This window comes from Pseudonocardia endophytica, assembly GCF_004339565.1.
GTDB classification, from domain to species: Bacteria; Actinomycetota; Actinomycetes; order Mycobacteriales; family Pseudonocardiaceae; genus Pseudonocardia; species Pseudonocardia endophytica.
Genome location: NZ_SMFZ01000001.1, coordinates 2,637,511 through 2,663,754 on the forward strand (window position 1 = coordinate 2,637,511; position 26,244 = coordinate 2,663,754).

A 26,244-nucleotide genomic window follows, 5' to 3' on the forward strand; every position below is an offset into this window, starting at 1 on the left:
GCGGGATCGGTCCGTCAGCTACGGTGCTGACAGTTCACTGTGACTGTAGTCACCTCTACTGCCATCGGTCCACGACGATGGTCCGATGAATCGAACAAGTGTCGACACCTGGCGGCCCGGGTGTTCTCAGACGGCGGAGGCGGGATGACCGGACGGGAGACTGCCACGGCGCTGGCGACGGGCCTGGCGGACGCCGGCGTCACGCGCCTGTTCGGCGTGCCCGGCGGCGGCGCGAACCTGGACATGATCGGCGCCGCGGCGGAGCTGGGCATCGAGTTCGTCCTGACCCACGGCGAGACCCCGGCGTGCATCGCGGCGGGGGCCTTCGGCCGGCTCACCGACACGCCGGGCGTGGCCGTGGTCACCCGGGGTCCCGGTCTGACCAGCGCGGCCAACGGGATGGCCCAGGCCACGCTGGACCGCGCACCGGTCCTGCTGGTCAGTGACACCGTCGGCTCGGCGACACGCCACCGGACCGGGCACCAGCGCCTCGACCAGACCGCGGCAACCCGCCCACTGACGAAGTGGAGCGGCACGCTCGGCTCCCTCGACCCGCGTGCCGTCGCCGCCGCGGCCGCGACGCTGGCACTGGCCGGGCCGCGCGGTGCCGTCCATCTCGACGTCGACCCGACCGTCCACGGCGACCCACCTCCCGTCGTCCCCGCGCCGCCGGAGCCGTCCGGTCGCGACCTCGCCCGCGCGCGCGAGGTCGTCGGCGCGGCGGCCCGACCGGTCGTGGTCGTCGGCACCGATGCGGCCGTCGACACCGCGGCCGTCCGCGCGGTGCTGCGCGACCTCGGCTGTCCGGTGCTGGTCACCTACCAGGCGAAGGGCGTCGTACCGGAGTCGTGGCCGTGCTTCGCCGGCATGTTCACCGGAGCCGTCCTGGAACGGCCGCTGCTCGAGCGGGCCGACGTCGTCGTCGGGATCGGGCTCGACCCGGTCGAGCCGATGCCGGGCCCGTGGCCCTACCTGCCTCCGGTGGTGCTGCTGCACTCGCACCCGGTCGACCCCGCGTACTTCGGCGACGCGCTCGTCGTGACCGGTCCGTACGACCGGATCCTCCCGGCCGCGCTCGCGACGGCCGACCCGCGGTGGCCGGGCGGCGAGGCGGCCCGGACGTGGACCGACGCCCGTGCCGGTCTGGAGCCACCGGCCGGCCGGACGACGCTCGCACCCCAGGACGTCGTCGACGAGGCCCACCACGCGCTCGGCGGCGGCCCGCTCACCGTCGACGCCGGGGCACACATGCTGGTCACGATGCCGCTGTGGGCGACCGATGGTCCGGACCCGGTGCTCATCTCGAACGGTCTGGCGACGATGGGCCACGCTCTGCCGGCGGCGATCGGGGCGGCGCTGTCGCGACCCGGACGCCGCGTCGCCTGCCTGGTCGGTGACGGAGGGCTGGGCATGGCGCTCGCCGAGCTGGAGACGCTGGCCCGGCTGCGGCTCGACGTCACGGTCGTCGTGTTCGACGACGCCGCGCTCTCCCTGATCGCCGTCAAGCAGGGCTCCGGCCAGGGCGGTGCGGGAGCGGTCGACTACGGCGCCGTCGACTTCGCGACGGTCGCGCGGGGGCTCGGCGTGCCGGCCGAGCGCGTCGAGGACGCGACGCAGCTGCGGAAGGCGCTCTCCGACACCTCGTCCGGCCCCCGCCTCGTGGACGCCCGCATCGACCCGTCGGAGTACGCCCGGATCATCCGCGTCATTCGAGGGTAGATCCGAGCAGCGGTGACGCTGGATGGACAACGCCGTCGCTGTCTGTATGGTTGCGCGGTGCGCCCGCCGGCCTCCCCCCGGTACCGGCAGGCGTGCGGCCCGGCCGACGCATCCCCCCGCAGCCGGCCGGGCCTTCCCGCGGGTCCTCAGATGTGCGGCCACTTCTCGATCGGGGCGGGATCGCCCGCGACAACGAGCCCGAGCGGGTCGCGGCGGTGCCACAGCCCGAGCAGCAGGTCCGACGCGGTCCCGCGCAGCGTCGTCACCGGACCCGGGTCCGGCAGGTCCCTCCGGACGGTGCCGGCGTCGGTCATCTCCAGCTCCAGCGTGACCTTCGTGGCCGGTGCGCCGGCGGCGAGCCCGGCCGTGACGAACACGTCCAGGTACTCGCCGACACCGTCGTGCGCGATGTCGGCCGGCACCGGCTCCGGGGCGTCCGTGACGAGCCCGGCCGCGTCGACGCGGTGGATCGCGACGTCCTGCGCGGTGCGACGCAGCCAGAACGCGGCCGTCTGCTCACCGGTCGACCAGTTCGGGACCGCCCGATGCGGATCGACGCCGCGCAGCAGGCCGGCGAGGTCGTCCCCCGTCGCGTCCCAGTCCCGCAGCGCGGCGGCCGGATCGACGACGGGCAGCACGGACGCGACCCCGGCCGACCCGTCGAACACCGCGGTCAACCACGCGGTGAACGCCGCCAGGTGGGCCAGCAGATCCGCTCCGGTCCACTCCGGACACGTCGGGACCGCGCGGTCCGGGTACTCCCGACACGCCCGCCCGATGACGACGACGTCGGCGGCGACGCTCTGCACGTAGCGCTCGGCCGTCAGCGGCTCGATCCCCGTCGACATGACACTCAAGTTGCCAGATCGACGCGAGAATGACAATCCAGGTGTCATACTGACTCACCGGCGCGCGGCGGCGACGTCCTCGGACGTGACGCGCCGACCGGGAAGCCGGACCTCTCGTCGACGTCGATCACCGCAGGCTGACCGAGCGGAACCCGAATCAGACGTTGAACCGGAACTCGACCGGGCTCCGGCACAGAACGACGTCAGCGACGCTGCGGGGGCACGGGCCCGGAGGGTGGCACCAGCGCGGTCGACTCGGGTACCTCTCGCGCCAGTCCTTCGTCGAACGTGGCCAGCAACGAACCGGGACTGTTCGCCGCCAGGCTCGCCAGATAGGCGTCGGTCACCTGCCGATGCCCGCGCACATGGCCGAGTCCGGCGTCGGCGTAGGACAACGAGTCGGGCCAGAACTCGCACCCCGGAAGGGCGTGGATCGCCTGGAGCACGGACATCGCCACCGACGGCGTCTCGCCGGTGCGGACCAGGAACCGGACCAGCGCACCCTCCACCACCGGGCACACGGCGAAGCGCTCGACTCCCGCCGCCCACGACGAGGCGCGATCGTGGTGCTCGTGTTCAGCGACGGTGAGCGCGATCAGCACGTTCGCGTCGAGGAGGTAGGTCGTCACTCCTCGTCCAGCGCCGTCGCGACATCCTCCGAGGAGACCCGGCGCCCGACGCTGACCACCGGGAATCCCGATCGCTCGTCGACACCGATCGTCGCCGGCTCACCGAGCTGGATCAGCCCGCGCGCCGCCAGCTCCGCGACGACCGCCGAGAGCGACAGACCGCGGCGCTCCGCGATCTCCTTCGCCCGTCGGTGCACCGATGGCGGCAGGTCGACGGTCGTACGCATGTCTACATCGTAGCTGCATCAACCTTGATGCAGAGCGTCCGCCTACACGTTGAACCGGAACTCGACCGGGTGCCACTGCCGAACAACATCCATTGCGGGAAGTTCCGACGCATGCGGCCGAGCACCGGCAGAACTCGTCGCCCGGATGACCGGATGCGACGCGGTGGAGCGGGTTTGGGTAAGCTTTGGTGACTGTGACGCATCGTCGAGGACGCCAAAGGAGTGCCAATGCCGGACCCGGAAGCAGTGGCCGCCGCCTTGGCCGCGATCGCGAAGCGCACACGCTCCGCAGCCAGCCTGGAGAACCAGCAGCTCGACTTCAAGACCGACAAGCCGAGCGAGAAGGAGAGCTACCAGGACCTCGCCGAGGCAGCCGTGTGCTTCGCCAACGCCTCAGGTGGAACGATCGTCGTCGGTGTGGCCGACTCGCTGGTCGGCGCCGAGGCATTCATGGGCAGCCAGCTCAAGATCGACCGTCTACGGGCGCGCATCCACGCCCTGACCGAGCCGTCGATCGTCGTATCGGTCAACGAGATCGAACACACCGGCGCCCGCCTGCTCGTCCTTACGGTCCCTGAAGGCATCGACGTGCACGCCACACGCAAGGGACTGGTGACGAGGCGGTGGAACGACGAGTGCCTCCCCATGAGGCCGATCGACATCAGTCGCCTGGACGACGAGCGACGAGGGGCGGACTGGACCTCGCAGTCGAGCGGACGCTCGATCGTCGACGTCGACCCGGACGCGATGCTGCGCGTCCGGTCGTTGTTGCGGAGTACCCCGGACGAGTCCCGACGGTCACTCGGACTCGCCGCCGAGCCGGACGTGCTCGCCGGCCTGAGGGTCGTCCACACCGACGGGAGCCTGACACGGGCGGGCGAAATTCTCCTGTGCAGGAACGCCGGTGGAGTCGCGGAAGACGTGCTCGTCTACCAGTACCGCCCGACCCCCGGAGCCGAGGCCACCGTCGCCCGACGCTGGGGTACACCAATGATCAGCGCGTACGCCGAAGCCATCGAGGTCTTCTCAGCCAGAATCGGAACAACGCCGGTCAACACCACCGGTGGCCAGCAATTGCAGATCGAGGACTACCCACTGGCCGCCATCCGCGAGGCACTGGGGAACGCACTGCTCCACGGTGACTATCGGGAGAGAAGACCGGTTCAGGTCGAGCACTCTCCGGAGTCCCTGATTATTCGATCTCCGGGCCCTCTCGTCGCCGGCATTACGCCGGACAACATCCTCACGGCGGGCTCGCGTGCGCGATTCCCGCTGTTGACCGGGGCTGCCCGGACAGTGGGACTCGCCGAGGAATTGAGTCAGGGCGTCGATCGCATGTTCCGGGAGATGGTCCGGTCCGGTCGTGCGACGCCGACCGTGAGCGTCGAACACGAGAGTATCGACCCCGCGACGGTGGTCACCCTGAAAGGCGGGCCTCCGAACATCAGGATCGCACGGTTCGTCGCCGAACTCCCGGAAGGCGAGCGCAACGACACCGACACTCTTCTCGTCGTCCTACTTCTCTGCCAAAAACGAAGTGTGACGGCACGGGAGGTCTCACACGTGGTGCAGCGGGATGTTCCCGCAACCGAGGCCGTACTCCGCCGCCTGGCATCCGGCGAGGCTCAACTCATCGAGCCGACGGCAGGAACGATAACGCGCCGGCATCCGAACTATCGACTGAGGAGTGCCTCGCTCGTCGCACTCGGACCGGCAGTCGCCTACCACCGACAGTCGAACAGCGAGATCGACCGGAAGGTGGTGGATCACGTCCGCGAATACGACACCATCAACAGCGCGACCATCCAGCGGGTCTTCGACGTTGACGTCTATCGGGCGCGAGACATCCTCAAGGACTTTGTGGGCCGGGAAATCCTGGTCCGTATATCCACACAGACCAGGGGCCCGAAGGTCAAGTACGGACCCGGCTCTCAGTTCCCCGCTCGCCGGCCACGACGACGGTGAGACCGTCGATCTATACGTTGAAGCGGAACTCGACCACGTCGCCGTCGTGCATGACGTAGTCCTTGCCCTCCATCCGCACCTTGCCAGCGGCCTTGGCGGCGTTCATCGATCCGGCCGTCATGAGGTCGTCGTAGGAGACGATCTCGGCCTTGATGAAGCCCCGCTCGAAGTCGGTGTGGATCACGCCGGCGGCCTGCGGTGCGGTGGCGCCCCGCGGGATCGTCCACGCGCGGGACTCCTTGGGTCCCGCGGTGAGGTAGGTCTGCAGACCGAGCGTCGTGAAACCGGCGCGGGCCAGTGCGGCCAGGCCCGGCTCGTCCTGGCCGATCGACTCCAGCAGCTCGCGGGCGGACTCGTCGTCGAGCTCCAGAAGCTCCGCCTCGACCTTCGCGTCCAGGAACACCGCCTGCGCGGGCGCGACCAGCTCGGTCAGCTCCCTGCGCTTCGCATCGTCGGACAGGATCGCCTCGTCGGCGTTGAAGACGTAGAGGAACGGCTTCGTCGTGAGCAGCGTGAGCTCGCGGATCAACGTCGTGTCGGTGCCCGCCGAGAACAGCGTTGCGCCCTTGTCGAGGATCTTCTGCGCCTCCTGCGCGGCCTCCAGCACCGGACGCTTGTCCTTGTGCGTGCGGGCCTCCTTCTCCAGCCGTGGGAGCGCGCGCTCGAGCGTCTGCAGGTCGGCCAGCACCAGCTCGGTGGCGATCGTCTCGATGTCCGACGCGGCGTCGATGCGGCCGTCGACGTGCACCACGTCGTCGTCGGTGAACACGCGCACGACCTGGCAGATCGCGTCCGACTCGCGGATGTTCGCCAGGAACTTGTTGCCCAGGCCCGCACCCTCGGACGCGCCCTTGACGATGCCGGCGATGTCGACGAACGACACGGTGGCCGGGATGATCTTGGCCGAGGAGAACATCTCGGCCAGCTTCTCCAGGCGCGGGTCCGGCAGTGGCACGACACCGACGTTCGGCTCGATCGTCGCGAACGGGTAGTTCGCGGCGAGCACGTCGTTGCGGGTCAGCGCGTTGAACAGGGTCGACTTGCCGACGTTGGGCAGCCCGACAATGCCGAGGGTGAGGGACACGGGCGTCCAGGGTAGTCGCTCGCGCTCACCGTCCCGGTTCCAGGCGGTAGCCGGTGCCGCGGACCGTCGCGATCCGGCCCGCGCCGAGCTTGCGACGCAGGTAGCGGACGTAGACGTCGACGACGTTCGACGACGCCCCCGCGTCCGACCAGGCCAGACGCAGCAGCTGGTCGCGGGACAGCACCTGGCCCGGATGCCGGAGCAGGACCTCGGCGAGCGCGAACTCGCGCGCGGACAGCTCGACGGTGTCCCCGTGCACCGTCACGTGCCGGGTCCGCGGGTCCAGCTCCAGGCCGTGGAACGACAGCGTGTCGGCCGCCGCCGGACGCGCCCGCTCCAGCCGCAGCCGGACCCTGGCCAGCAGCTCGGCGAACTCGAACGGCTTGGCCATGTAGTCGTCAGCGCCGCCCTCCAGGCCGGCGACGGTGTCGTGCACGCTGTCCCGCGCCGTCAGGATGATCACCGGAAGGGTGCTGCCCGCCGCGCGCAGCCGTCGGAGCACCGCGAAGCCGTCCTCACCCGGCAGGCCGATGTCGAGTACCAGCAGGTCGAACCCACCGGTGACCGCGTGGTCGTACACGGCGGGACCGTCCGCGACGACGGTGACGTCGAACCCGTTGGCGGACAGTCCCTTCTTCAGGAACGACCCGATCCGCGGCTCGTCCTCGGCGACCAGGATCCGGTTCACGGACCCTCCACCGGGAGCTCGAGCGTGAACGTCGCGCCGTGGCCGGGCGTGCTCTCCAGCAGCACCCGGCCGCCGTGCGATGTGGCGATCGCCTCCACGATGGACAGTCCAAGGCCCGCCCCCTCCGAGCGAGGCCCGTACTCGCCGCGGGCGAACCGGCGGAACACCCTGGCCCGCTCGGCCGGATCGACCCCGGGGCCGTCGTCGGCGACCCAGAGCCGCAGACGGCCGTCCTCGAGCTCCGAGCCGAGCGCGATCCGGCCGTCCGTGCGGGTGTAGCGCGTGGCGTTGTCCGCCAGCGCGACGACCGCCTGCGTGATCCGCTGGCGGTCCATCCGGACGCGCACCGCGGCGACCGCCTCCAGCTGCCAGTCCCGCTCGGCCAGGCGGGTCAGCTTCCCGAACAGGTCGCGGGTGAACGTCGCGGCGTCGACGGTCTCGATCTGCAGCAACGACGGCTGCTCCGCCCTGGTGAGCGACAGCATGTCGGACACCAGCCGGTTCATCCGGTCCAGCTCGTCGTCGACGAGCTCGACGGTCTCGCGCACGTCGGCGGGATCGTTCGGGTCGACGACGTCGAGGTGCCCCCGCACGATCGTGATCGGGGTGCGCAGCTCGTGCCCGGCGTCGTCGACGAACCGGCGTTGCGACTGCGCCCCGCTCTGCACCCGGTCCAGCATCGCGTTGAGCGTCCCGGCGAGCGCGGCGATCTCGTCCGTCGGCCCGTCGCGCTGCGGGACGCGACGGGAGAGGTCGGTGCCGGTGATCGTCCGGGCGGTCGCCGCGACGTCGGCCAGCGGACGCAGGATCCGGCCGGCCACCAGATACGCCGCACCGGCGGCGAGCAACGCCGTACCGAAGCCGACCAGCAGCATCAGCCGGGCGGCCTCGTTGGCGAACGCGCGCTCCTGCTCGGTGAAGTACCCCACGACGATCACGCCCCGCCGCGGGTCGCCGGCCAGGTCCACCGGCAGCGCGGCCCAGCGGATCTCGCCGGCCGCGGTCTCGTAGCTCCCCCGGCTCGTCGTCGTCAGCGACCCGACGAGTGCGGTGAACCGGTCGTCCTCGCGCGGCAGCACCGTCGACTGCCGGCGCGACTCCCAGCGGAACCGCCCGTCCAGGTAGCCGAGGAACGTCTCGTTCGGGCGGGCGGGGTTGGCCGCGATCACCGAGCGCAGGATCTCGTCCACCGAGTGGTACGGGTCGCCGGTCGTGGGGTTGATCCCGGTGTCGGTGACCCTGGCGAACTCCTCGATCTCGGACGCGAGCGCGGTGTCGATCCGCTTGTCCGTCTCGTCGACCAGCAGCGCCCAGGTCAGGAACGTGACGACGGTGAGCGACCCCAGTACGAGCAGCAGGACCCAGCCGATGATCCGGGTGCGGGCCGTCGTGCGGCGCAGGAGGCGCTGCGCCCGGACCGGATCCTGCCGACCGTCACCCGACCCTGTCGCGGCGACGGCCGTGGCCGGTTCCGCGTGCTCGGTGGTGATGCGGGACTCCGTTCGACGCCGGGCTCCGGCCCGTCCGGCCGTTTCTTCATGATCGCGTACTTCGGCCGGTCCAGGCAGCGGCCCACATCACGTCCCTCGGACGGCCACCCGTCACTAGCCCGACCGGCCTAGGGCATACTGCTGCCACTCGCCGGAGTGACGGATCGTGAGCGACGACCCGACGCCGCTGTCACCCGGCAGGACGAGAGCCGAGCACGTCCGGGCGCACGTGCCGGGGGCGATCGAGGGGGAGCATGCGAGTTCCGGGAATCCACGTCCTGCTGACCGCCGGGGTCGTCGCGGTGACCTCGATCGGCACCGTGGCCGCGTTCTCGCTGACCGGCTCGAGCGAGGCGGAGCAGCGCCTGCCCGCGGTCGCGCCGCCCCCCGCCGTCGCCGCGCCGCTCGAGCCCGCACCGCTGCCGCCCGCCCCGCCGGCTCCGGCGTCGCCCGCTCCCGTGGTCGAGCAGGAGACCTCTGCCCCGGAGCCGACCCGGGACGCGACCCCGGAGCGCGACCGTTCCGACGACGGGGACCGCCCGACCCGCGAGCGCCGCCCGGACCCGCCGAAGGACAAGGGCGACGACAAACCCGGCAAGTCGACGGTCAAGCCGGACCGGAACGGCACGGACGAACAGAAGCTCGCCTACGCCTGCCAGGCGGGCTTCCTGCACGGCGACATCTGCAAGCGCTACACCTGACTCACCGGCCCCGGTAGACGGGGTCGCGCTTCTCGGCGAACGCGGTCGCCCCCTCGACCGCGTCGTCGGACCGCATCACGCCGATGAAGTGACCGAACTCGGTCCGCATCGCGGTGCGCTCGTCGGTCCCGATCCCGGCCAGCACGGACGCACGGGCGGCCCGGACGGCGAGCGGCCCGCGCGCGGCGATCACCTGCGCGAGCCGCACGGCCTCGGCCCGCAGGGACTCCAGCGGGACCACCCGGTTGACCAGCCCGACCCGGTGCGCCTCGGAGGCGTCGATCGGCTCGCCGGACAGGATCATCTCCATGGCGAGGCCCAGCGGCACGGCGCGCGGCAGGCGGACCGTCCCGCCCGCGCCCGGGATGATCGCCCACTTCGTCTCGGCCAGCCCGATCGTCGCGTTCGGCGACGCGAGCCGGATGTCGCAGGCCAGCGCCATCTCGCAGCCGCCGGCCAGTGCGTGACCGTTGATCGCGCCGATCATCGGCTTGGCCCGCTCGGTCGCGGTGAAGCCGCCGAAGTTCCACGGCGGCTCCTCCCCCGCCCGCACCCGGTCACGGAACGCGGGGATCAGCTTCTTCAGGTCGGCGCCCGCGGAGAACACGGTGTCCCCCGCCCCGGTCAGCACGGCGACACGCAGATCCCCGTCGGCCTCGAACTCCGCCACCGCGGCACCGAGCGCGTCCTGGTGCTCCGGGTCCAGCGCGTTGCGCGCCTCCGGGCGGTTGATCGTGATGACGGCGACGGGCCCGTCGCGTTCGACGTCGATCGGCATCGTTGCTCCCTGGGATCGGATCCGACGCGGATCCTCGCACCGACCACCGACGGAAACCGGCCGTCAGGGACGCCGGACGCGCGCGGACGGAAGAATGTCGGTGGCCGGTGGGACAGTCGTCACGTGCCCGACCACGACACCGGAGCGGTGAGCCTGCGGCTCGCCCACCGGTCCCCCTTCGACCCGCACGGGCTGCTGGAGTTCTTCGCCGCCCGCGCGGTCGACGGTGTGGAGAGCATCGCCCCGGACGGGTACCGCAGGACGTTGCGGCTGCCGCACGGGCCCGCGTCCGTGCACCTGGGACTGACGGGCGCCGGGAGCGCGGGCGGCGCCGTCGACGCGACGCTGCGGCTGGCCGACCCACGAGACCTCGAGCCGGCCGTCGCCGTTCTGCGGCGGCTCCTGGACCTGGACACCGACCCGGAGGCCGTCGACGCCGTGCTCGGAGCGGACCCGGCGCTGGCGCCGTGCGTGGCCGCGACGCCCGGTGTGCGGGTCGCCGGATCGGTGGACGCGGCGGAGACGGCTGTCCGGACCGTGCTCGGCCAGCAGGTCTCGGTCGCGGCCGCGCGCACGGCGGCGGCCCGGATGACGGCCGTGCTCGGAGAGCGGATGCCACCGGAGCTGTGCCCCGCGGAGAGTGACCCGCACCTGTTGTTCCCGGACGCCGCCACCGTGGCCGCGCGCGGGCGCGAGGTCCTCGCCGGGCCCGCGCGGCGGATCTCCACTGTCGTCGGCCTGTGCGAACGGCTCGCCTCGGGCGAGCTCGTGCTCGACGCCGGACGGGACCCCTGCGAGCTGCGCGGGGAGCTGGCCGCGCTGCCCGGCCTCGGGCCGTGGAGCGCCGGCTATCTCGCGATGCGCGTGCTCGGTGACCCGGACGAGCTCCTCGCCTCCGACCTGGCCGTGCGCCGGGGCGCGGAGGCACTCGGACTTCCCGGCGACGCGGCGGGCCTCGAGGCCCGCGCCGCGCGCTGGGCGCCGTGGCGGTCGTACGCCGCCACCCACCTGTGGAGAGCCGCCGCGAGCGCTCCCACCCCCACCCGTCGGAGGACGGCATGACCATTGAAACCACTGACATCACCGACACCACCACCGGCCGCTGGGCGGTCCGGGACACCCCGTTCGGCCCGTTCACGGCCGTCGTCGACGGCGACGGTGCGGTACTGGCCTCGGGCTGGACCGACGGCCCGGACGAGCTGACCGGCCTGATCCACGCCTCGCTGCGGCCGGCCGCGTTCGCCGAGGGGGACATCGGCCCGGTCGCCGAGGCGATCGACCGGTACCACCGCGGTGACCTGCACGCGATCGACGACGTGCGGGTCCGCCAGGTCTCCGGCGAGTTCCTGACCCATGCCTGGGACGTGCTCCGCACCGTGCCGGCGGGCGCCCCGGTGACCTATACCGAGTACGCGGCGAAGGCGGGCCGCCCGAAGGCCGTCCGGGGCGCCGCCTCGGCCTGTGCCCGGAACGCGGCGGCGCTGTTCGTACCGTGCCACCGCGTGCTGCGCACCGACGGCTCGCTCGGCGGGTTCCGCTGGGGCCTGGACGTCAAGCGGCGATTGCTCGAGCACGAGTCCGCCGGGCGCTCCTGACCCGCCACGGTCGGGTCGCCGACGGAAACTGTCGGTGCCCGGGTGCACCCTGCCGGGGTGGAACTCACAAGCGTGTTGTTCGGTCTGCTGACCGGCGTGGTGCTCGGGGCCGGGGCGGCCTGGCTGGTCGCCTCGGCCCGGTACCGGGCCGAGCTGGCCGAGGCGGCCCGCTCGGCGGCGAACACGTCGGCCACCACGCGGGCCGACGCGGCGGGCCTGCGGGCCGAGCGCACCGGGCTGCTCGAGCGGATCGAGGACCTGCACGAGCAGCTCGAGCGGGCCACCGAGCGGGCCCGGCGCGGCGAGTCGGAGGCCGCGGCGAACGGGGCCGCGCTGCACGCCGAGCGGGAGGCCCGCGCGGAGCGGGAGAGGGCCCTGTCCCGTCGCGAGGCCGAGCTGCGGGACGCGTTCGCGTCGCTGTCCCAGGAGGCGCTGGCACGCAACAACGAGCAGTTCGTCGCGCTCGCCGAAGGCCGGATCAAGGAGGTGACCGCGTCGCTGGCGGCCCGCGCCGAGGGTGACGAGCAGGCCAGGGCGCAGCGGGTCGAGGCGTTGCTGGACCCGCTGACCGCGACGCTCGGCCGGGTCGAGGGCCAGTTGAAGTCGGTGGAGAAGGACCGGGAGTCCGCCTACGCCGGGCTGCGCGAACAGGTCCGTGCGATGGCGGACAGCTCGGACCGTCTCGGTGCCGAGACCCGGTCGCTGGTCAACGCCCTGCGCGCACCGCAGGTCCGCGGCCGGTGGGGCGAGATGCAGCTCGAGCGGGTCGCGGAGATGGCCGGCATGGTCGAGCACTGCGACTTCACGACCCAGGTCAGCGCGTCCGGCGAGGACGGCGGCGTCCGGCCGGACATGGTCGTGCGGCTGGCCGGCGGCAAGCAGATCGTGGTGGACGCGAAGGTCCCGTTCGCCGCCTACCTGGAGGCCGTCGAGAGCCGGGACGAGGCCACCCGGGCCGACCGGCTCACCGCGCACGCCCGCCAGCTCCGCACGCACGTCGACCAGCTGGCCGGCAAGGCCTACTGGGAGGCGTTCGAGCCGAGCCCCGAGTTCGTCGTGCTGTTCGTGCCGGGTGACCCGTTCCTGGAGGCGGCGCTGCAGGCCGATGCGGGCCTGCTGGAGTACGCGTTCGGCCGCAACGTCGTGCTCGCCACGCCGACCACGCTGATCGCGCTGCTGCGGACGGTGGCCTACGGCTGGAAGCAGGAGGTGCTGGCGCGCAACGCAGCGCAGGTGCACCGCCTCGGCCGCGAGCTGCACGGGCGGCTGGCCACGATGGGCACGCACGTCGCGCGGCTCGGCAAGAGCCTCGAGTCCGCTGTGGACAGCTACAACCGCACGGTGTCCTCGCTGGAGGCGCGGGTGCTGGTCAGTGCGCGCAAGCTGACCGAGCTGCACGTCGCCGACGGCGACCTGGAACCGCTCTCGACGGTCGACGGCACCCCTCGGGCCGTGTCGGCGCCGGAGCTGGTCGCCTCCGCGGCCGACTCGCTCGTGTCGTTCGACGACCTCGGCCGCGGCTCGGGCAGCGCCGGCGGCGGCTCGGGCGGCCACAGCACCCACGGCAACGGGGCCGGGTCCGGCGGCGTCGGCAGCTGCGTCGGACCAGGCAGCGGGGCGACGGACGCGCCGCACGACGGTGCCGGAGAGGAGGGACCGATCCAAGCTAGGCTGAACAGGTGACGGATTCCCGCACCGCGACGGCCCGCCGGTCCGCCGCGTCGTCGAAGCCCGGGGCGTCGGCGACCCGCGAGCGCCCCGACCGTGCCCGGGCGGGCTCATGGCCGGTCCGCGAACGCTCGCTGATCGGACCGGTCCTCGGCGTCCCGCCGCTCGTCGCGGTCGCGCTGGCGGTCGGTCTCACCGCACTGGGCGTGTTCGTCGACCTGCTGCGGATCGGCACCGTCGGAACGATCTTCGAGGTCGCGTACGGCGTCGGCTGTGTCGTGGCTGTCGCCTGGGTGCGCCGCCGGAGCCTGTTCCTGCCGGCGATCCAGCCGCCGCTGCTGCTGGCCGTGGTCGTGCCGGTGCTCGCCGGCCTGGTCGGCGCGCCGTCGTCGACCGCGGGCGTCACCGAGCATCTGCTGCTGGCCGGGGCACCGCTGATCAACGCGTTCCCGGCGATGGCCGTCACCACCGTGCTCGTGCTGCTGATCGCCGGGTTCCGGCTGCTGCGCCAGCGCACCGGTCCGGACGACGCCGTCGGTCTCCTGCGGGCACGTCTGTCCGGGCGGTCCGCGTCGCCGGACGGCGACGGCGCCGCGGGCGGCCGGGGCCGGGGCCATGACGCGGAGCGTCCGGCCAAGCGCCGCTCCGGCGGGGCCGGACAGGGCGTTGGCAGGTCCGGCAGGCGCGACGGCGGGACCGCCGGGAGCGCGGCCGGCCGCGGCGGCACCGACAAGGACGCGGAGCGGAGCGCGCCGCCCCGGACCCGCGCGGACGGTGACCGCACCGGACGGTCGTCCGCGGCCCGCGACGGGGCACGCGACGAAGCCCGCGGCACCGCACGTCCGGCCCGCGGACGTGGCGGGCGGACCGACGGACGGGACACACCCCGTGCCGACGGCGCGGGCGACGCCGGGCGGAACACGGCGCGGGGCTCCGCGGGACGGGGCAAGCCGAGCTCCGGCCGCCCGGTCCGCGGCTCCGGATCGGGGTCCGGACGGCGGTCGGGCGACTCCGCACGGTCTCGGCGCACCCGGCCCTCCGACCCCGACTGATCGTCCATTAGGCTCATGCATGCGGCCGAGTGACGGAGCGTGCACGGCCGAACGGGGGAAGTCACCGAATCAGTTGGCCCCCACCCGCAACCTCGGGAGCCTCCGAGCGTCATACAGGGTGGGGACGGAGACGTCCCGCCGCTCCCCGAACTTCCGCTCCCTGGAGAACTCTTGATGCGCACCGCCCGCCGACGCCCCGGCGTGATCGTCGCCGTGCTGGTCGGGATCATCGGTCTGATCGGCGCCGGAACGGCGCTCGCGAACTCGCCCGCGGCGGCGCAGTTCGCGGAGCAGCCGCTGGTCTACGGCACCCCGTGCACGGTCACCGCGAAGGCCTGTGTCGACCTCGACTCCCGGCAGTCCTGGCTCCTGCAGGACGGCAAGATCATCAGTGGTCCGGTCCCGGTCGCCACCGGCGGCCCCGGACACGAGACCCCGGTCGGCCACTCACTGCGCGTGTACCGCAAGGAGCAGCTGCACACCAGCTCCGAGTACCGCCTGACGAACGGTGAGGGCGCCCCGATGCCGTGGGCGACGTTCTTCGAGGACGGCGGCATCGCCTTCCACGAGGGCCGCACCGACACCCCGTCCGGCGGCTGCGTGCGGCTGTCCCGCGACAACGCGATCGCCTGGTACAACCACCTGCAGATCGGCGACCAGGTTCAGGTCGTCCGGGCCACCCAGGTCCACGCGGACCGCGGCCTCGCGCCGCCGCCCCCGCCGAAGCAGTGGTGAGCTAGCCGCACGAACCCGAACGAGGGGCACCTTCGAGCAATGTGATTGCTCGAAGGTGCCCCTCGTTCGTGGGTGGGGGTGCAGGCGCAGGCTCAGCGCGCGGCGGCCTTCTTCGGGCGCAGCTCGCGGGGCAGCGAGAACGTCAGCGTCTCCTCCGCCGTGTCGACCTCCTCGACACCGTCGAAACCGCGCTCGGCCAGGTACTCGACCACGCCGCGCACCAGCACCTCCGGCACCGACGCGCCGCTGGTGACACCGATCGTCGCGACCCCGTCGAGCCACGCGTCGTCGATCTCCTTGGCGTAGTCGATCAGGTACGACGCGCCGGCGCCCGCGCCGAGGGCCACCTCCACCAGCCGCACCGAGTTCGACGAGTTGCGCGACCCGACCACGAGCACCAGGTCGCAGCGCGGGGCCATCGCCTTCACGGCGACCTGGCGGTTCTGCGTGGCGTAGCAGATGTCGTCGGACGGCGGGTTCTGCAGCGACGGGAACCGCTCGCGCAGCGCCCGCACCGTCTCCATCGTCTCGTCGACCGAGAGCGTGGTCTGGGACAGCCAGACGACCTTGTCCGGGTCGCGCACCGTCACGCTCGGCACGTCCGCGGCGGACTCGACGAGCTGGACGTGCTCCGGCGCCTCACCGGAGGTGCCCTCGACCTCCTCGTGCCCGGCGTGCCCGACGAGCAGGATGTCGTAGTCCTCGCGCGCGAACCGCTTCGCCTCCTGGTGCACCTTGGTGACCAGCGGGCAGGTCGCGTCGATCGTGCGGAGCTCGCGGCTGCGGGCCTCGTCGCGGACGGCCGGGGACACGCCGTGCGCGGAGAACACGACCATCTCGCCCTCGGGCACCTGGTCGGCCTCCTGGACGAAGACCGCGCCCTTCTCGGTGAGCGTCTCCACGACGTACTTGTTGTGCACGATCTCCTTGCGCACGTACACCGGCGCACCGTGCTGGGACAGCGCCTGCTCCACGGCCTCCACGGCCCGGTCCACGCCCGCGCAGTACCCGCGGGGCTTGGCCAGGAGGACGCGCTTGTCGGAAGCGGACTCGGATCCGGACATGCCTCCAGCGTACGGACGACGCGTGCGCGGGTCAGCCGGACGTGAGCGGTCCGACCCCGCAATGCCGCAGGTCGGCGACTCGGGAACAATGGCGGCATGTCACCGCTGCCGTACCCCGTGCGGATCGCCGCGGGCCTCGTCGTCACCGCCGTCGAACAGGCCCGGGAGCTGCCGCGGCACGCCGTCGAGCTGCCGGTCACGGCCGTGAGCCAGGCACTGCAGGTCTCCATGCGCGTGCAGCAGAAGGTCACCGAGCTCGCGATCAAGGGCGACCGCGCGCTGGGCACCCTGCGCCCCGCCGACGACGTACCCGCATGGGCGACGTTCGACGACGATCTGCCGGCCCCGGAACCGCGCAACGGGGCGAGCACCGTCGCGTCGCTGCGCCCGACCGTCACCGAGATCCCGGTCGAGCGCGCCCCGAAGGTCGTCCGCGCGCCGCAGGACCCCGGCACCGACGCCGACGCGCCGGAGCCGTCCTCGCTGCCGGAGTACCCGTCGATGACGATCCCGCAGCTGCGCGGCAAGCTCCGCTCGCTGTCCGTGGACGACCTGTCCGACCTGCTCGCGTGGGAGACCGCGCACGAGAACCGCCCGGCCTACGTCACCATGCTGACCAACCGGATCTCCACGCTGTCCGAGCAGTGAGCCCGGCGCCCGCCTCCCCGGCTCCGTCGACCTCGGAGGAGGAGCCCTGGCCGGTCCGCACCGTCGCGCGCAAGATCGCCGAGTGGGTGGACCGGCTCGGTGCGGTGTGGGTCGAGGGGCAGCTGGCGCAGGTCAACGCGCGGTCCGGCACCGCGTTCCTGACCCTGCGCGACCCGGCCGCGGACGTGTCGTTGCAGCTCACGGCACCGTCGGCACTCGTGCGCGAGTCGGCCGACGCGGTGCGCGAGGGCAGCCGGGTGATCGTGCACGGCAAGCCGTCGTTCTATCTGGGGCGCGGGACGTTGTCGCTGCGCGTGGACCGGATCCGCGCCGTCGGGCTCGGTGAGCTGCTGGCCCGGATCGAGCGTCTGCGACGGCTGCTGGCCGCCGAGGGCCTGTTCGATCCGGCCCTCAAGCGCAGGCCGCCACTGCTGCCGTCGACGATCGGCCTGGTCACCGGACGCGACTCGGCGGCAGAGCACGACGTCGTGACGAACGCGCGGTCGCGCTGGCCCGGCGTGCGGTTCCGGATCGAGAACGTCGCCGTGCAGGGCGGGCTGGCGGTCGGCCAGATCGTCGACGCGCTGCGGGCGCTGGACCGGGACCCCGGCGTCCAGGTGATCGTTCTGGCGCGGGGCGGCGGCAGCGTCGAGGACCTGCTGCCGTTCTCCGACGAGACGCTCTGCCGTGCCGTCGCCGCGTGCCGGACGCCCGTCGTGTCGGCGATCGGGCACGAGCCGGACACGCCGCTCGTCGACCACGTCGCCGACGTCCGGTGCTCCACCCCGACCGAGGCCGGCCGGAGCCTGGTGCCGGACCTGGGCGAGGAGACGGCGCGGATCGCCGGCCTGCGCGACCGTGCGCGACGGGCCCTGAGCGGCTGGGTGGACCGCGAGCAGCGGCGCCTCGGCGACCTGCGAGCCCGTCCGGTGCTGGCCGAGCCGCTGCGGATGCTGGACGCGCGACATCGGGAGGTCGCCGACGCCCGCGCCGCCGCGCATCGCGCCGTGCTGCGCCGGTTCGACCGTGCGGACGCCGAGCTGGAGCACCTGACCGCGAGGCTGACCGCGCTCGGCCCGTCGGCGACGCTGGCCCGCGGGTACGCGCTGGTCCAGCTCGCCGACTCCGCGGGCTCCGCAGGCGACGTGCCGCGGCTGCTGCACTCGACCGCGGACGCGCCCGCCGGGACCCGACTGCGTATCCGGGTCGCGGACGGGGCGCTCGCCGCGACGGTCGACTCCGGAGTGGACGGCCCCGCCGCGTCGGACGGGGACGGAGGCGTCGGGTCGGGTGGCTCGGCCGGCACGGACGAGGCCGGTACCGGCGGTACGGCGGGCGCGGACGGACGAGCCGGGACGGGTGGCGCGGCCGGGGCAGCGCGGACCGGAGGCGGGCGACGTGCCGGCCGGTCCGGGGGCGCCGGCGCTCGCGGACGGGAACGAGCCGGTGAGGAGGCAGTGGGATGAGCACCGACGAGCGACGGCCCGTCGAGGAGCTGGACTACGAGCAGGCCCGCGACGAGCTGGCCGAGGTCGTGCGGGCACTGGAGGTCGGAGGCCTCGGGCTCGACGAGTCGGTCGCACTCTGGGAGCGCGGAGAGGCCTTGGCCACGCGGTGCGAGCAGCAGCTGGCCGGGGCCAGGGAGCGGGTGAACACGGCCCTGGCCGAGGCCGAGGAGTCCGACGACGAGAACGACTGACGACGCCGGCCGGGCCGATCGGGTGTGATGCTCCGGCGGTTCGCGCCACCCCGCGACGCACCACTCGAGAGCAGCCGGCCCGTCGAGTGTGACGTTCGGGCGGCACGAGTCGCCGCAACCGACCACTCGAACCCGGGTGGCCGTCGAGCGTGACGTTCGGGCGATCGACCGGACGGCAGGTGCGGCCGTCCCCGGGCGCGCGGGTCAGTTCGTCTGCCCGCCCGGCGGGAGCACGCGGGCGCGGACGGTGGCCTCGGCGAGGGCGCGGAACTCGTCGTCGGTCCCGCTGCCGGTGATCAGCAGGCGGACCGTTGGCGAGCCGGGCAGGGTCGCGATCCGGACCGGCTCGCCGTTGTTGCCGCGGTAGGTGACCCAGTCCCGCCCGGCCGCCCGCGTGACCCCCTCCGCCGTCGAGCCCGGACCGCCCTCGGTGGCCAGCAGCCCCTCCTCGGACGCGTCGCTCTGGACGAGACGCAGGTAGCGGCCCTGCTCGGTGAGATACCCGACACGCACGGCCGTGCCGCCGCCCTGGACCGGGCCGCGGTCGGTGGAGTTCGAGCGCCACGGCACGTCCGGGACACGCAGGCCGAACGTGGACACCCGCGCGTACTCGGTGAGCCGGGCCGGGGCGTCGACGGTCGGGCCCGCGCCCGGGTCCAGCTCCGGGCCGGTGGGCGCGAACGAGCAGCCCCGCCCGACGCCGACGATCAGCAGCGCGATCGGGATCAGGATCAGCACCGCCCCGAGGATGTCCTTCATCCGCGTCTCGGTGCGCTCGGGCTTACGCATCGCCTGCGGCCCGACGACGACCGGGCGGGTGGGATCGGGCCCCGTACCGGCGGACGGCGCGGACGGCGCGGACGGCGGCGGGTCGGTCGGTCCCGGGCCCGCCGCAGCGTCCGGCCCGCCCCGCGCGACGTCCGGCGCCGTCTCCGCCGGTGCCGACCCGTCCGGCGAAGGCTCGGCGGACGGGGATCGCGGATCGGGCTCGGAACTCACGTCGTCCATGCTGCCGCAGGCCCTGGCGACGGGCGCGCGGGCATGGTCTGCGTCGCTCGTCGCACCACCACCGCGGATGAACTGGCAGGATCGGGGAAACCCGGCCGCGAACGCGACGAAGGAGCATGCCCGTGACCGAGTCCCCCGCCCCCCGGCGCCGCGAAGCCCCCGACCGCAACCTCGCCATGGAGCTGGTGCGGGTCACCGAGGCGGCGGCGATGGCGGCCGGGCGCTGGGTCGGCCGCGGGGACAAGAACGGCGGGGACGGTGCCGCCGTCGACGCGATGCGGCAGCTGATCTCGACCGTCTCGATGCGCGGCGTGGTGGTCATCGGGGAGGGCGAGAAGGACGAGGCCCCGATGCTCTTCAACGGCGAGGAGGTCGGCAACGGCCAGGGCCCGTACTGCGACGTCGCCGTCGACCCGATCGACGGCACGACGCTGATGGCCAAGGGCATGCCGAACGCGCTGGCCGTGCTCGCCGTCGCCGAGCGGGACGCGATGTTCGACCCGTCGGCCGTGTTCTACATGGAGAAGGTCGCGGTCGGCCCCGAGGCGGCGGAGGCGATCGACATCACGGCGCCGGTCGCGGAGAACGTCCGCAAGGTCGCGCGCGCCAAGGGGATCGACGTCGGCGACGTCACGGTCTGCGTGCTCGACCGCCCCCGGCACGAGGACATCGTCGCCGAGATCCGCTCGGTCGGGGCACGCATCCAGTTCATCACCGACGGCGATGTGGCGGGTGCCATCGCCGCGGCCCGCCCGGATTCCGGCGTCGACCTGCTCTACGGCATCGGCGGCACCCCGGAGGGGATCATCACCGCGGCCGCGTTGAAGTGCGTGGGCGGCGAGCTGCAGGGCCGGCTGTGGCCGAAGGACGACGAGGAGCGGGAGAAGGCGAAGGCCGCCGGGCACGACCTGGACCGCGTCCTGACGACGTCCGAGCTGGTCCGCGGCGACAACGTGTTCTTCTGCGCCACCGGGATCACCGACGGCGCGCTGCTGCGCGGGGTGCACTACCGCCCGTCCGGTGCCACCACGCAGTCGATCGTGATGCGGTCGCGCTCCGGCACGGTCCGGTTGATCGACGGCTACCACCGGATGGACAAGCTGCGCGAGTACTCCAGTGTGGACTTCGACGCAGCGGACGCGGACGCGCCGCGGCGTCCGTAGGGGCACACTCGGCTCCATGAGCGAGGAGCAGGAGTACCGCGTCGAGCACGACACGATGGGCGAGGTCCGTGTCCCGGCGGACGCCCTGTGGCGGGCGCAGACGCAGCGTGCGGTGGAGAACTTCCCGATCTCCGGACGGCCTCTGGAGCGGGCACAGATCCGGGCACTCGGCCTGGTCAAGGCCGCCGCAGCGCGGACGAACGCGGACCTCGGCGTGCTGGACGCGGACACGGCGTCGGCGATCGCCGACGCGGCCGACGCCGTGGCGCGCGGCGACCACGACGACCACTTCCCGATCGACGTGTTCCAGACCGGCTCCGGCACGTCGTCGAACATGAACGCGAACGAGGTGATCGCGTCGCTTGCCGGTCGCGCCGGTGTCGACGTGCACCCGAACGACCACGTGAACGCGTCGCAGTCGTCGAACGACGTGTTCCCGACCACGATCCACCTGGCCGCGACCGAGGCGCTCGCCACCGACGTCGCACCCGCGCTGGACCATCTCGCCGCGGCGCTGCGCCGCCGGTCCGAGGAGTGGGCCGAGGTGGTCAAGTCCGGCCGCACGCACCTGATGGACGCCGTGCCGATCACGCTCGGTCAGGAGGCGGGCGGCTGGGCCAGCCAGGCCGCGTACGGCGCCGACCGCGTCCGCGACGCGCTCCCCCGCCTGGCCGTGCTGCCGATCGGTGGCACCGCCGTCGGGACCGGCCTGAACGCGCCCGAGGGGTTCGGCGCGGGCGTCGTCGAGAAGCTCCGCGAGGCGACCGGACTCGGCGTGCTGTCCGAGGCGACCGACCACATCGAGGCGCAGGGCTCTCGCGACGGGCTGGTCGAGGGCTCCGGGGCCCTGCGCACCGTCGCCGTTTCCCTCTACAAGATCGCCAACGACCTGCGCTGGCTCTCGTCCGGCCCGCGGACCGGTCTCGCCGAGATCCACCTGCCGGACCTGCAGCCGGGCAGCTCGATCATGCCGGGCAAGGTCAACCCGGTGATCTGCGAGGCCACGATGATGGTCTGCGCGCAGGTCATGGGCAACGACGGGGTGGTCGGCTTCTCCGGTAGCCAGGGCAACCTGGAGCTGAACGTGATGATGCCGGTGATGGCGCGCAACGTGCTGGAGTCGGCACGGCTGCTGGCGAACGCGGCGCGGCTGCTGGCGGACAAGGTCGTCGACGGCATGGAGGCCGACGTCGAGCGCACCCGCGAGTACGCCGAGTCGTCGCCGTCGATCGTCACGCCGCTGAACTCCGCCCTCGGCTACGAGGAGGCCGCGAAGATCGCGAAGCAGGCGCTGGCGGAACGGCGCACGATCCGCGAGGTGGTCATCGACCGCGGCCACGTCGCGAACGGCACGTTGACCGAGGAGCAGCTGGACCGCGCACTGGACGTGCTGGCCATGGCGCACGGACGCAAGCCGGAGTGAACGCACGGCTCACCGTCCGCACTCGTGCACGCGCGGTGGGTCAGTCCGTCTACCGTTCATCCGGAGTTCCCCGTACGGTCGAGTTGGCGTGACACGGTGTCGTCACACGCTCCCCCGAACGTGCGAGGTTCCTCTGGTGCCCGGCGACCGTTTCGTGTTCGAGCCCGTCTACGACCTGCGCTCCGCCCGTGCGTGCGGATTCGAGGTCGTTCCGCGACGGGCGTCCGAGACGATCGCGCATCGGGCCCGTGAGGCCGGCTGGGGCCCGCGGCAGGTGGCCGACGTCGACGCCGGCACGGTGCTGTCCGCGCTGGCCCAGGCCCGGCGCTCGGACGCGGGCGTGCCGGTGCAGGTCGACCTCGCCGCGGACACCGTGGTGCTCGCGCGCGAGCGGCTGCGCGGCATGCTCGACGGCCGCGGTGTCGCCCCGATGCTGGAGATCGGCCCCGCGGTCGCCGCGGCGCCGCCGGACATGCTCGTCGCCGGCCTGACCGAGTTGCGCGCCTGGGGGTTCCGGATCGCGCTCGACGGGATCGCTCGCGGGTTCGGCCTCGAGCTCGTCGACGCGGTGCGCCCGGACGTCGTCAAGCTGGAGCCGGACCTGTCGGGCAACCCGGCCGTCGTCGGTGCCGTCTGCCAGGTGGCCGCGAGCGTCGGGACGCGGGTCGCCGCGACCGGCGTCACCGACCGCGGGCAGCTGGCGTCCCTGCACGCCGCGGGCGTCGAGGTGGCCCAGGGGCCGCTGCTCGGCACGGCCCGTGAGGCCCCGTTCCCCGACCCGGCCGGAGCGCCCGCCCTGCTGGGTCTCGCCGAAGCCTGCGCCCCGCGGGTCCCGTCGCGTCCGGCGATGGCCATGATGCCGTCGGGGCCGTCCGGGGCGGTCCCGCCCGCTCCACCGTCGCCGCCGGTCGGGAACGCCGCCGTGTCGGGGCCCATCCGCACACTCGGCTCGGCTGCCGTGACCGTGCGCGACGACGCGGTCGCCGACACCGTGCGGACCCTGTTCGGCGAGCACCCGGAGGCGGGCGGCGTCGTGCTCGTCGACCATCGCCATCGGCCCTCCGGCTACCTGGACCGCAGCCGGTTCCTGCTGGCCATGGCGGGGCCGTTCGGGCACGCGTTGTGGGCCAACAAGCCGGCCCGCGACATGGCCGACGCCCCCCGCATCGCCGACGAGCGCTCGTCGGTGCGCGAGGCGATGGAGATCGGCCTGTCCGGAGATCCCGCCCGGGGTTACGACGACCTCGTGCTCGTCGGTCCGGACGGTACCTGCACCGGGGTGGTCGGCATGTCCGAGCTGTGGCGCAGCGCGCTGCGCCGGGACGCCCGCCCGGTCCGTCCGGTGCCCGGCCGGGTGGTCCCGTCCCCGGTGCCCCGCGCCAGGCCCGTACAGACCGCCTGACCAGCTCGGCGAGCGAACCGTCGGTGGGTGCTGCTTCACTGCGCTCGTGCTGTTCTCCGACGTCGTCGCCACCTCCGCCGCGGTGGGCGCCACGCGCTCGCGCAAGGAGAAGTCGGCCGCGCTGGCCGAGCGCCTGACGGCCGCGGACCCGTCCGAGGTGCCCGCGGTCGTCGCGTGGCTGACGGGCGAACCGTTGCAGGGCCGGATCGGCGCCGGCTGGCGGACGTTGTCCTCGCTCGACGTCGCGCCCGCGGCCGAGGCGTCGCTCGGCGTCGCGGACGTGGACGCGCTGTTCGACGAGCTCGCCGCCACCGCCGGCAGCGGGTCCGCCGCCCGGCGCCGTGACCTGCTCGACCGCCTCTACGGCGCCGCCACCGCCGACGAGCAGCGGTTCCTGCACCGGCTGCTCACCGGCGAGCTGCGCCAGGGCGCGCTGGAGGGCGTGATGGTGGACGCGATCGCGGCGGCCGCGGACGTCGGGCTCGCGACGGTCCGGCGGGCGTTCATGCTGTCCGGCAGGCTTCCCGGCACTGCGGCCACGGCGCTCGACGGCGGCACCGCGGCGCTCGAGGAGGTCGGGCTGGAGGTCGGGCGGCCGATCCGGCCGATGCTGGCCAGTCCCGGCGACTCGCTGGACGCGGCACTCGACGCGCTCGGCGCCGACGTGACCGTCGAGCACAAGCTGGACGGCGCCCGGATCCAGGTCCACCGCGACGGCGACGAGGTGCGCGTCTGGACCCGGACGCTGCGGGAGATCACGTCCGGGGTGCCGGAGGTGATCGCGCGCGTGCGGGCCCTGCCGTGCCGCACGGCCGTCCTGGACGGGGAGACGCTCGCGCTCGACGACGACGGCCGCCCCCGCCCGTTCCAGGACACGATGAGCCGGTTCGGGTCCGAAGGTCCCGACGGAGACACACCCAGCGAGGAGGCCGTGCTCAGCCCGTTCTTCTTCGACCTGCTGCACCTCGACGGCGTGGACCTGGTGGACGAGCCGCTGGAGACCCGCCTGGACGCGCTGGCCGGGCTGCTGGCCGCCGAGGAGCACGCCCCGCTGCGGATGCCCGGCGCACGACGGCCGTCCGCCGAGGAGGCCGCCGCCGTCCTCGACGAGGCGCTCGGCCGCGGGCACGAGGGCGTCGTCGTGAAGGACCTGGCCGCCCCGTACGCCGCGGGCCGGCGCGGCAAGGCGTGGCAGAAGGTCAAACCGGTGCACACGCTGGACCTGGTCGTGCTCGGCGCGGAGTGGGGGTACGGGCGTCGGACCGGGAGCCTGTCCAACATCCATCTCGGCGCGCGCGACCCGGACGGCGGGGAGCCGGTGATGGTCGGCAAGACGTTCAAGGGGATGACCGACGAGCTGCTGGCCTGGCAGACGTCCACGTTCCCGGAGTACGCACTCGACCCCGATACGGCGCGCCCCGCGCAGCACGGCGAGGTGCTGCTCCGCCCGGCGCTCGTGGTGGAGATCGCGCTCGACGGTGCCCAGCGCAGCACCCGCTACCCGGGCGGTGTCGCTCTGCGTTTCGCGCGGGTGCTGCGCTACCGCCCGGACAAGACGCCCGCCGAGGCGGACACGCTCGACGCCGTGCGGGCGCTGCTGGCCTGACCGGCGGGCCGCGAAACGCGCACTGATCCGGCGAACGCGCGCCGCCCTGGTGAACGCGCGCCGCTCCGGCGAACGCGCGCCGCTCCGGCGAATGCGCCCGCCCGGGCGCGAGCGTTCTCCCACCATGCGCGCGTTCACCCGGACCGTGCGCGTTCGGGACCCGCTCGGCCGGCGGAGCGGGTCGGGCGGCGGAGCGGGTCGAGCGGCGGAGCGGGTCGAGCGGCGGAGCGGGTCGAGCGGCGGAGCGGGTCGGGTGGCGGAGCGGGTCGGGCGGCCCGCGGCACCGGGGGTCAGCCGGCCGCGCGGCAGTCGCCGGGCGCGGCGCCGCTACACGGGCCGGGCGGGTGCGGGTCACCGGGCGCGGCGTCGCCCGGCCGCATCCGGAGCACCGCCGCCTCGAACACCCGGCCGTCCGGGTCGCTCGCGGTCTGCTCCACGGCGAGCACCGTCGAGCCGGGCCGGACGCCGAGCAGCTCCGCGACCGACGGGTCGGCCGGCAGGTGGTCGACCTCGGCCTCGGTGCGGGCCGTCGCGAGCCCGGCGTCGTCGAGCAACGTCCGCCACCCGTCACGCATCGGGATGCCGAGCAGCTCGGCCGCCTCCGGCTGGAGCACGTAGTGCGTCTCGACGGCGGTCGGTTCGCCGTCGACCTCGGTGACGAACTCGATCCGCAGGCACGGCGCGCCCGCGGGCACGCCGAGCCAGGCCGCGAGCGGTGCCGGCGCGGCGATCCCGGTGCGGTCGAGCAGCCGGGTGTGCACACTCGCGGCGGTGGGGACGACGGCGGGAAGCGTCCGCGGCTGGCGGACGGCGCGGAACGTGCCGGGCGCTGTGAGCGGGCTGACCAGGCCCTCGTCGTGCAACAGGGACAGTGCACCGCGCACGGCCGAGCGGCTCGCGCCGAAGCCGACCATCAGCTCGCCCTCGCCGGGCAGGCGTCCGTCCGGGAAGCGGCCACCGGCGATCGCCGCCCGGAGCAGGTCGCGCAGGCGCCGGACCTCGTGCGGCTGGGACACCGCAGATGGCCTCGGCGACGGGACCGGCATGGACGC

25 protein-coding genes are annotated in these 26,244 nt (G+C 73.6%); 15 read left to right on the top strand and 10 right to left on the bottom strand.

The genetic code is table 11. The features are described from left to right. The first annotated feature begins 144 nt into the window (after positions 1-144). Positions 145-1,719, top strand: coding sequence for a thiamine pyrophosphate-binding protein (locus EV378_RS11925; protein ID WP_132423959.1), 1,575 nt, complete (start codon positions 145-147; stop codon positions 1,717-1,719). 146 nt (positions 1,720-1,865) lie between these two features. Here EV378_RS11925 and EV378_RS11930 read toward each other — a convergent pair whose 3' ends face one another. The 3 genes from EV378_RS11930 to EV378_RS11940 form a co-directional block, all read right to left on the bottom strand. Beyond that, positions 1,866-2,567 (bottom strand): maleylpyruvate isomerase N-terminal domain-containing protein, encoded by a 702-nt coding sequence (locus EV378_RS11930; protein ID WP_165922250.1) that lies wholly within the window; start codon positions 2,565-2,567, stop codon positions 1,866-1,868. Between the two features lie 203 nt (positions 2,568-2,770). Further along, positions 2,771-3,196, bottom strand: coding sequence for a TA system VapC family ribonuclease toxin (locus EV378_RS11935; RefSeq protein ID WP_132423965.1), 426 nt, complete (start codon positions 3,194-3,196; stop codon positions 2,771-2,773). Further along, a complete protein-coding gene (locus EV378_RS11940; protein WP_132423968.1) occupies positions 3,193-3,423 on the bottom strand; it encodes a hypothetical protein in 231 nt (76 codons plus the stop codon). The genes EV378_RS11935 and EV378_RS11940 overlap by 4 nt, the downstream gene beginning before the upstream one ends. A 228-nt stretch (positions 3,424-3,651) precedes the next feature. Between EV378_RS11940 and EV378_RS11945 the strand changes: the two genes are divergently transcribed. Then, positions 3,652-5,388, top strand: a complete 1,737-nt coding sequence (locus tag EV378_RS11945; RefSeq protein WP_132423971.1) for an RNA-binding domain-containing protein — start codon at positions 3,652-3,654, stop codon at positions 5,386-5,388. Positions 5,389-5,398: 10 nt separating this feature from the next. Here EV378_RS11945 and ychF read toward each other — a convergent pair whose 3' ends face one another. The 3 genes from ychF to EV378_RS11960 are packed head-to-tail and all read right to left on the bottom strand — an operon-like array spanning position 5,399 to position 8,350. After that, a complete protein-coding gene (ychF, locus tag EV378_RS11950; protein ID WP_132423974.1) occupies positions 5,399-6,472 on the bottom strand; it encodes a redox-regulated ATPase YchF in 1,074 nt (357 codons plus the stop codon). A gap of 25 nt (positions 6,473-6,497) precedes the next feature. Further along, complete coding sequence (locus tag EV378_RS11955; RefSeq protein ID WP_132423977.1) at positions 6,498-7,160, bottom strand: response regulator transcription factor; 663 nt, start codon at positions 7,158-7,160, stop codon at positions 6,498-6,500. After that, positions 7,157-8,350, bottom strand: coding sequence for a sensor histidine kinase (locus tag EV378_RS11960; RefSeq protein WP_243653403.1), 1,194 nt, complete (start codon positions 8,348-8,350; stop codon positions 7,157-7,159). The genes EV378_RS11955 and EV378_RS11960 overlap by 4 nt, the downstream gene beginning before the upstream one ends. 554 nt (positions 8,351-8,904) lie before the next feature. On the opposite strand from EV378_RS11960, the gene EV378_RS35310 reads away from it, so the two are divergent. Beyond that, positions 8,905-9,351, top strand: coding sequence for a hypothetical protein (locus tag EV378_RS35310; RefSeq protein WP_165922251.1), 447 nt, complete (start codon positions 8,905-8,907; stop codon positions 9,349-9,351). A gap of 1 nt (position 9,352) precedes the next feature. On the opposite strand, the gene EV378_RS11970 is transcribed toward EV378_RS35310, so the two are convergent. Continuing rightward, positions 9,353-10,129, bottom strand: a complete 777-nt coding sequence (locus EV378_RS11970) for an enoyl-CoA hydratase/isomerase family protein (RefSeq protein ID WP_132423986.1) — start codon at positions 10,127-10,129, stop codon at positions 9,353-9,355. Between the two features lie 123 nt (positions 10,130-10,252). Here EV378_RS11970 and EV378_RS11975 point away from each other — a divergent pair, with 123 nt between their 5' ends. The 5 genes from EV378_RS11975 (at position 10,253) to EV378_RS11995 (ending at position 15,179) form a co-directional block, all read left to right on the top strand. Then, positions 10,253-11,191: a DNA-3-methyladenine glycosylase family protein gene (locus EV378_RS11975; protein ID WP_207908641.1), complete on the top strand. Its 939-nt coding sequence runs from the start codon at positions 10,253-10,255 to the stop codon at positions 11,189-11,191. Continuing rightward, positions 11,188-11,724 carry a methylated-DNA--[protein]-cysteine S-methyltransferase gene (locus tag EV378_RS11980; protein ID WP_132423989.1) on the top strand — a complete coding sequence of 179 codons (537 nt, stop codon included), beginning with the start codon at positions 11,188-11,190 and terminating at the stop codon, positions 11,722-11,724. The genes EV378_RS11975 and EV378_RS11980 overlap by 4 nt, the downstream gene beginning before the upstream one ends. A gap of 57 nt (positions 11,725-11,781) precedes the next feature. After that, positions 11,782-13,407, top strand: a complete 1,626-nt coding sequence (locus tag EV378_RS11985) for a DNA recombination protein RmuC (RefSeq protein ID WP_243653404.1) — start codon at positions 11,782-11,784, stop codon at positions 13,405-13,407. After that, positions 13,404-14,444 (top strand): DUF6542 domain-containing protein, encoded by a 1,041-nt coding sequence (locus tag EV378_RS11990; protein ID WP_132423995.1) that lies wholly within the window; start codon positions 13,404-13,406, stop codon positions 14,442-14,444. The genes EV378_RS11985 and EV378_RS11990 overlap by 4 nt, the downstream gene beginning before the upstream one ends. A gap of 174 nt (positions 14,445-14,618) precedes the next feature. Further along, a complete protein-coding gene (locus EV378_RS11995) occupies positions 14,619-15,179 on the top strand; it encodes a L,D-transpeptidase (protein ID WP_132423998.1) in 561 nt (186 codons plus the stop codon). A gap of 92 nt (positions 15,180-15,271) precedes the next feature. Here EV378_RS11995 and EV378_RS12000 read toward each other — a convergent pair whose 3' ends face one another. Next, positions 15,272-16,243, bottom strand: coding sequence for a 4-hydroxy-3-methylbut-2-enyl diphosphate reductase (locus EV378_RS12000; protein ID WP_132424001.1), 972 nt, complete (start codon positions 16,241-16,243; stop codon positions 15,272-15,274). 96 nt (positions 16,244-16,339) lie between these two features. On the opposite strand from EV378_RS12000, the gene EV378_RS12005 reads away from it, so the two are divergent. Genes EV378_RS12005 through EV378_RS12015 form a run of 3 tightly spaced genes read left to right on the top strand, consistent with a single transcriptional unit; the run spans position 16,340 to position 18,590 of the window. Further along, complete coding sequence (locus tag EV378_RS12005; RefSeq protein WP_132424004.1) at positions 16,340-16,891, top strand: lipid droplet-associated protein; 552 nt, start codon at positions 16,340-16,342, stop codon at positions 16,889-16,891. Then, positions 16,888-18,357, top strand: coding sequence for an exodeoxyribonuclease VII large subunit (xseA, locus tag EV378_RS12010; RefSeq protein WP_165922252.1), 1,470 nt, complete (start codon positions 16,888-16,890; stop codon positions 18,355-18,357). The genes EV378_RS12005 and xseA overlap by 4 nt, the downstream gene beginning before the upstream one ends. After that, positions 18,354-18,590 carry an exodeoxyribonuclease VII small subunit gene (locus tag EV378_RS12015; protein ID WP_132424007.1) on the top strand — a complete coding sequence of 79 codons (237 nt, stop codon included), beginning with the start codon at positions 18,354-18,356 and terminating at the stop codon, positions 18,588-18,590. The genes xseA and EV378_RS12015 overlap by 4 nt, the downstream gene beginning before the upstream one ends. Before the next feature lie 204 nt (positions 18,591-18,794). Here the strand turns inward: EV378_RS12015 and EV378_RS12020 are convergent, their stop codons facing one another. Further along, positions 18,795-19,589, bottom strand: coding sequence for a DUF4245 domain-containing protein (locus tag EV378_RS12020; RefSeq protein WP_165922253.1), 795 nt, complete (start codon positions 19,587-19,589; stop codon positions 18,795-18,797). A 185-nt stretch (positions 19,590-19,774) separates the two neighbouring features. Here EV378_RS12020 and glpX point away from each other — a divergent pair, with 185 nt between their 5' ends. From glpX to EV378_RS12040, 4 genes are all read left to right on the top strand, one after another. Then, entirely contained in the window at positions 19,775-20,761 is a 987-nt protein-coding gene (gene glpX, locus EV378_RS12025) for a class II fructose-bisphosphatase (protein ID WP_424511238.1), read from the top strand. A 16-nt stretch (positions 20,762-20,777) separates the two neighbouring features. Next, positions 20,778-22,184, top strand: coding sequence for a class II fumarate hydratase (locus EV378_RS12030; RefSeq protein WP_132424016.1), 1,407 nt, complete (start codon positions 20,778-20,780; stop codon positions 22,182-22,184). A gap of 136 nt (positions 22,185-22,320) precedes the next feature. Then, on the top strand, positions 22,321-23,586 hold the full coding sequence (locus EV378_RS12035; protein ID WP_165922254.1) for an EAL domain-containing protein: 1,266 nt from the start codon (positions 22,321-22,323) through the stop codon (positions 23,584-23,586). A gap of 46 nt (positions 23,587-23,632) precedes the next feature. Beyond that, positions 23,633-25,192 (top strand): ATP-dependent DNA ligase, encoded by a 1,560-nt coding sequence (locus tag EV378_RS12040; RefSeq protein WP_132424022.1) that lies wholly within the window; start codon positions 23,633-23,635, stop codon positions 25,190-25,192. A 290-nt stretch (positions 25,193-25,482) separates the two neighbouring features. Here EV378_RS12040 and EV378_RS12045 read toward each other — a convergent pair whose 3' ends face one another. Further along, entirely contained in the window at positions 25,483-26,238 is a 756-nt protein-coding gene (locus EV378_RS12045; protein ID WP_165922255.1) for a GntR family transcriptional regulator, read from the bottom strand. Between the last annotated feature and the right edge of the window lie 6 nt (positions 26,239-26,244).

Coding starts and splice junctions, on each gene's coding strand:
- EV378_RS12000 (WP_132424001.1), bottom strand. CDS start 16,243: ATGTCCGGATCCGAGTCCGCTTCCGACAAGCGCGTCCTCCTGGCCAAG.
- EV378_RS11940 (WP_132423968.1), bottom strand. CDS start 3,423: ATGCGTACGACCGTCGACCTGCCGCCATCGGTGCACCGACGGGCGAAG.
- EV378_RS12045 (WP_165922255.1), bottom strand. CDS start 26,238: ATGCCGGTCCCGTCGCCGAGGCCATCTGCGGTGTCCCAGCCGCACGAG.
- EV378_RS12005 (WP_132424004.1), top strand. CDS start 16,340: ATGTCACCGCTGCCGTACCCCGTGCGGATCGCCGCGGGCCTCGTCGTC.
- EV378_RS11930 (WP_165922250.1), bottom strand. CDS start 2,567: ATGTCGACGGGGATCGAGCCGCTGACGGCCGAGCGCTACGTGCAGAGC.
- EV378_RS11945 (WP_132423971.1), top strand. CDS start 3,652: ATGCCGGACCCGGAAGCAGTGGCCGCCGCCTTGGCCGCGATCGCGAAG.
- EV378_RS35310 (WP_165922251.1), top strand. CDS start 8,905: ATGCGAGTTCCGGGAATCCACGTCCTGCTGACCGCCGGGGTCGTCGCG.
- EV378_RS12015 (WP_132424007.1), top strand. CDS start 18,354: ATGAGCACCGACGAGCGACGGCCCGTCGAGGAGCTGGACTACGAGCAG.
- EV378_RS12030 (WP_132424016.1), top strand. CDS start 20,778: ATGAGCGAGGAGCAGGAGTACCGCGTCGAGCACGACACGATGGGCGAG.
- EV378_RS11970 (WP_132423986.1), bottom strand. CDS start 10,129: ATGCCGATCGACGTCGAACGCGACGGGCCCGTCGCCGTCATCACGATC.
- EV378_RS11980 (WP_132423989.1), top strand. CDS start 11,188: ATGACCATTGAAACCACTGACATCACCGACACCACCACCGGCCGCTGG.
- EV378_RS11995 (WP_132423998.1), top strand. CDS start 14,619: ATGCGCACCGCCCGCCGACGCCCCGGCGTGATCGTCGCCGTGCTGGTC.
- glpX (WP_424511238.1), top strand. CDS start 19,775: ATGGAGCTGGTGCGGGTCACCGAGGCGGCGGCGATGGCGGCCGGGCGC.
- EV378_RS11925 (WP_132423959.1), top strand. CDS start 145: ATGACCGGACGGGAGACTGCCACGGCGCTGGCGACGGGCCTGGCGGAC.